The organism is Mesorhizobium sp. M7A.F.Ca.CA.004.06.1.1 (assembly GCF_003999135.1).
Taxonomy (GTDB): Bacteria; Pseudomonadota; Alphaproteobacteria; order Rhizobiales; family Rhizobiaceae; genus Mesorhizobium.
On record NZ_RZPQ01000471.1, the window covers coordinates 1 to 4,645 of the forward strand.

Consider the following 4,645-nt stretch of genomic DNA (forward strand, 5'->3'; position numbering starts at 1 on the left):
GGCGCTCGAGGGGGCGGGCGAGGTGGAGTTCCAGCAGCCCCATGAACCCCTGGGCCGGGTGCAGGGGGGTGTGGCGGATGATCTCGTCGACCGCCACTGGCGTCGGGCCGAGCGCCTCGATGACGCGGGCGCGGTCGCTTTCGCCGGGCGGTGGTGTGGCCGAGAAGTCGGGCGGCTCTTCGAACGGCGGCACGTCGGGCGCCCGCATGCCGGTCAGCGGAGCGATTGCCCGCGAAACGTCCGCTGCGTCGGTGACCAGGGTGGCGCCATCCTTGAGCAGGCCGTTGGTGCCGGCGGCGCGTGGATCGAGCGGCGAGCCCGGCACGGCGAAGACCAGCCGGCCCATTTCGCCCGCAAGCCTGGCGCTGATCAGCGAGCCCGAGCGTTGCGCTGCCTCGACCACCACCAGCCCAAGGACCGCACCCGCGACAAGGCGGTTGCGGCGCGGAAAATCCTGGGCGCGCGGCTGCCAGCCGAACGGCATCTCTGAAATGATGGCGCCACGCTCGGCGATTTCCTCGCACAGGCCGGCATTTTCAGGCGGGTAAGGCAGGTCGAGGCCGCTGGCCAGGACGCCGATCGTGCCGGTCGGCAGGCTGCCCTGATGCGCCGCCGTGTCGATGCCGCGCGCCAGGCCGGAGACGATTGCGTAGCCGTCGCGGCCGAGGTCGGCCGCCAGCATGCGTGCCATCTTGATGCCGGCCAGCGATGCGTTGCGTGCCCCGACGATGGCGACACCCGGCAGCCGGAAAACAGCTGCGTTGCCCTTTACCGCCAGCAGCGGCGGCGGATGGTCCATGTTGCGCAATAGGGGTGGATAGTCTGTTTCACCGATCCCGACAAAGCGGGCGCCGGCCTTTCCGGCTAATTCCAGTTCGGCCTCGGCTTCGGCAATGGAAGGGATGCGAGCGATCCGGATGGCGCCGCCTGAAATCATCAGTTCCGGCAATATCTCCAGCGCCGCCTCGGCCGAACCGAAACGGTTGATGAGGTCGCGAAAGGATGCGGGGCCGACATTCTTGGTGCGGATCAGCCGCAGCCAGCTCAGCCGCTGCCGGTCGCTGAGACGCGGCCCGGCGGCCGGCCCACTCACCACGGCGGCAGGCTCGCTCACCCCTTGGCTCCGATCTTGCCCTCGGTGCCGGCAAGCAGGCGCGAAATGTTTTCCCGGTGCTTGATGAAAACGATGATGCTCATCACCACGAACAAGGCCGCATTCTGCGGTGCGCTCAGGACATAGAGGGCGATCGGCACGATGACCGCCGCCGTCAGCGCCGCCAGCGAGGAATAACGGAACAGGAAAGCCATCACCAGCCAGGCGACGGCAAAGATCAGCGCCACCTGCCAGGCAAGGCCGATCAGCACGCCGAGATAGGTGGCGACGCCCTTGCCGCCCTTGAAACCGAGCCAGACCGGGAAGAGATGACCGAGAAAGGCGCCGAGACCGGCCCAGATCGCCAGGTCAGGCGCGAAATGGCCGGCTATCAGCACGGCGACCGTGCCCTTCAGCGCGTCGAGCAGCAGCGTCGCGGCGGCAAGGGCCTTATTGCCGGTGCGCAGAACATTGGTGGCGCCGATATTGCCGGAGCCGATCTTGCGCACATCGCCAAGGCCGGCCGCGCGGGTGAGCAGGAGCCCGAACGGAATCGAGCCAAGCAGATAGCCGAACACCAGCGCTGGGATGAGGCTGTAAGTCATTGTTTCCCCCGCATTTCCCCCTGACGAGCCGGATCACGCGCGGTGCGCCGTGGCCGTTCAGGCGGAAAACACTGTGCGGCCCGCAACCAGCGTTTGCAAGACCTTGCCTTGCAGTCGCGCGCCTTCGAAACAGGTGTTTTTCGAGCGCGAACGAATACCGCTTTCGCTGACGATCCAGGGTTCGTCGAGATCGACAAGCGCAAGATCGGCGACAGCACCCGGCTTCAGCGTGCCGCCGGGCAGGCCGAACAGTTTTGCGGGAGCGGTGGACAGGGTTTCGATCAGCCGGAGCAACGGCACATCGCCATTGTGATAGAGCCGCAATGCCGCGCCCAGCAGTGTCTCCAACCCGATGGCGCCGGCCGCCGCATCGGCAAAGGGCAGGCGCTTGGTGTCGACATCCTGCGGATCGTGCGAGGAGACGATGATGTCGATCGTGCCGTCCCTGACCGCTTCGATCATCGCCAGCCGGTCTTCCTCGGCGCGCAAAGGTGGGGTCAGACGGAAGAAGGTGCGGTATTCGCCGACATCGTTTTCATTCAGCGACAGATTGTGGATCGCCGCGCCTGACGTCACCGTCGCCCCGTCGGCCTTCGCACGTGTGACGGCGCTTGCCGCCATCGCCGTCGAGATCTTTGCTGCATGGTACGAACCGCGTGTCAGTCGGGCCAAGGCGAGGTCGCGTTCCAGCGGGATGGCTTCGGCTTCGCGCGGAATGCCGGAGAGGCCGAGCCAGCTGGCGTAAAGGCCTTCATTCATCACGCCGGATGAACCGAGGTCCGCATCCTGCGTCTCATGCACGATGGTGGCGCCGAAGTCGCGTGCATAGGTCAGCGCGCGGCGCATCACCAGCGCGCTCGATATGGTTTGGCGGCCATCGGTAAAGGCGACCGCGCCGGCTTCGCGCAGCAGGCCGAACTCGGTCATTTCGCGCCCGTCGAGGCCCTTGGTGATCGCCGCGGCCGGAAAGACGTTGACGATGGCCGTGTCCTTGGCCGTGCGCAGCACGAATTCAACCAGCGCCACATTGTCGATCACCGGATCGGTGTCGGGCATCATGACGATGGAGGTGACGCCGCCGGCCGCCGCCGCGACACTTGCCGACGCGATGGTTTCGCGATGCTCGCCGCCCGGTTCGCCGATGAAGACGCGGCCGTCGATCAGGCCTGGAATGATCGCCTTGCCGGCGCAGTCGACAACGGTGGCGCCCTCGGGCGCGCCCTGGTTCAGCGCTGCCTTGCCGGCGACAAGGATTTTCTTGCCATCGACTATGACGGCGCCGACTTCGTCGATGGCGCGCGAGGGATCGACAACGCGGGCCCGCTCAAAGACCGTTATGCTCATGCGCCGCCGCCCTCTTGATTGCGGCGCGGGTCAAGCAGCGCTTCCATGACGGCCATGCGCACGGCGACGCCCATTTCGACCTGTTCCTGGATGACGCTCTGCGGACCGTCGGCGATTTCCGAGGCGATCTCGACGCCGCGGTTCATCGGCCCGGGGTGCATCACCAGCGCATCGCCCTTGGCCGCCTTCAGTTTTTCCGCATCGAGGCCGAAATAGCGGAAATACTCGCGCACCGAAGGCACGAACGCGCCTTCCATGCGCTCGCGCTGCAGGCGCAGCATCATCACCACATCGGCGTCCTTGAGGCCCTCGGCCATCGAGCGGGTGACGATGACGCCCATCTTCTCGATGCCGGTGGGCAGAAGCGTCGACGGTGCGACGACGCGCACCTGCGCGCCGAGCGCGTTGAGCAGCATGATGTTGGAACGTGCCACGCGCGAATGCAGGATGTCGCCGCAGATTGCCACGATGAGCTTCGACAGCGGGCCCTTGGCGCGACGAATGGTCAGCGCATCGAGCAGCGCCTGTGTCGGGTGTTCATGCGCGCCGTCGCCGGCATTGACGACGGAGCAGCCGACCTTCTGCGCCAGAAGCGCGGCCGCACCGGCCGATTGGTGACGGATGATCAATATGTCGGGCCGCATCGCATTCAGCGTCATCGCCGTATCGATGAGCGTTTCGCCCTTCTTCACCGAAGAGCTTGCCACCGACATGTTCATCACATCGGCGCCGAGCCGCTTTCCGGCCAACTCGAACGACGACTGCGTGCGCGTCGAGGCTTCATAAAAGAGGTTGATCTGTGTGCGGCCGCGCAGCGTCGAGGTTTTCTTCTCGGACTGCCGCGAGATCGCGACCGCTCGGTCCGCCCTGTCGAGCAACAGCTCGATATCGGCGGGGGAAAGGTCGCGGATGCCCAGAAGATGGCGATGAGGATAGGGGGACGAAGCGTCGGTCATCTCAAGGCGCTGCTATAGGGTGGAGACTTTGCGGCTGCAAGCGCCAGCTTTGCATTGCAGCCGTTCTCCTCAATTTTTTCGTATAGATGGCCGATTGTATCGGCCGGTATTTTCATCGCGCGCGCTGCATGGCTTGGCTATATCTAGCCGACAGCCTCGGATTCGTGGCTTTCTGACGATAGAAGGATTGGGCGTGACCGACGACGTGACGAACCAGCCGCCGCCGCTGACGGGCGGCAACGCCTGGCGGGGCGATCCGTTGCTGATCCAGCTCGCGGAGCGTTTTTCCGATCCGGTGCGCAAAGATCTCGACGGTCTCGGCCGCTTCGTGCTGACGCAGGAGGCGCAGGAACTGGCGCGCCTCGCCAATGTCGAGACGCCGAAGCTCAGGACGCATGATCGCCAGGGACGGCGCATCGACGTGGTCGAGTTCCATCCCGCCTATCACGCCTTGATGCGCCGCGCTGTGGCCAACGGGCTGCATTCCTCGGTGTGGGAGAACGGCGACACCGAGATCGGCCGCCGCCATCAAGTCCGTGCCGCCCGGTTTTATCTGACGGCGGAGCTCGAGACCGGGCATCTGTGCCCCATCACCATGACCAACGCTTCGCTGGCGGCCTTGATGGCCAGCCCAACACTGTTTCGCG

The 4,645-nt window shown here is 65.6% G+C and carries 4 protein-coding genes and 1 pseudogene; 1 reads left to right on the forward strand and 4 read right to left on the reverse strand.

Going from position 1 to position 4,645, the window contains the following annotated elements; all coding sequences use genetic code 11:
- From dprA to EN906_RS23625, 4 genes are all read right to left on the reverse strand, one after another.
- On the reverse strand, window positions 1–1,093 hold a 1,093-nt coding region (dprA, locus tag EN906_RS23610; RefSeq protein ID WP_127375419.1), incomplete at its 3' end, for a DNA-processing protein DprA.
- A gap of 17 nt (window positions 1,094–1,110) precedes the next feature.
- Window positions 1,111–1,698 carry a glycerol-3-phosphate 1-O-acyltransferase PlsY gene (plsY, locus tag EN906_RS23615; protein ID WP_127271878.1) on the reverse strand — a complete coding sequence of 196 codons (588 nt, stop codon included), beginning with the start codon at window positions 1,696–1,698 and terminating at the stop codon, window positions 1,111–1,113.
- A 57-nt stretch (window positions 1,699–1,755) separates the two neighbouring features.
- Window positions 1,756–3,042 (reverse strand): dihydroorotase, encoded by a 1,287-nt coding sequence (locus EN906_RS23620; protein ID WP_127272492.1) that lies wholly within the window; start codon window positions 3,040–3,042, stop codon window positions 1,756–1,758.
- Window positions 3,039–3,998: an aspartate carbamoyltransferase catalytic subunit gene (locus EN906_RS23625; protein WP_127269519.1), complete on the reverse strand. Its 960-nt coding sequence runs from the start codon at window positions 3,996–3,998 to the stop codon at window positions 3,039–3,041. The genes EN906_RS23620 and EN906_RS23625 overlap by 4 nt, the downstream gene beginning before the upstream one ends.
- A 193-nt stretch (window positions 3,999–4,191) precedes the next feature.
- On the opposite strand from EN906_RS23625, the pseudogene EN906_RS23630 reads away from it, so the two are divergent.
- A pseudogene (locus EN906_RS23630) lies at window positions 4,192–4,645 on the forward strand (DNA alkylation response protein); the annotation flags it as partial.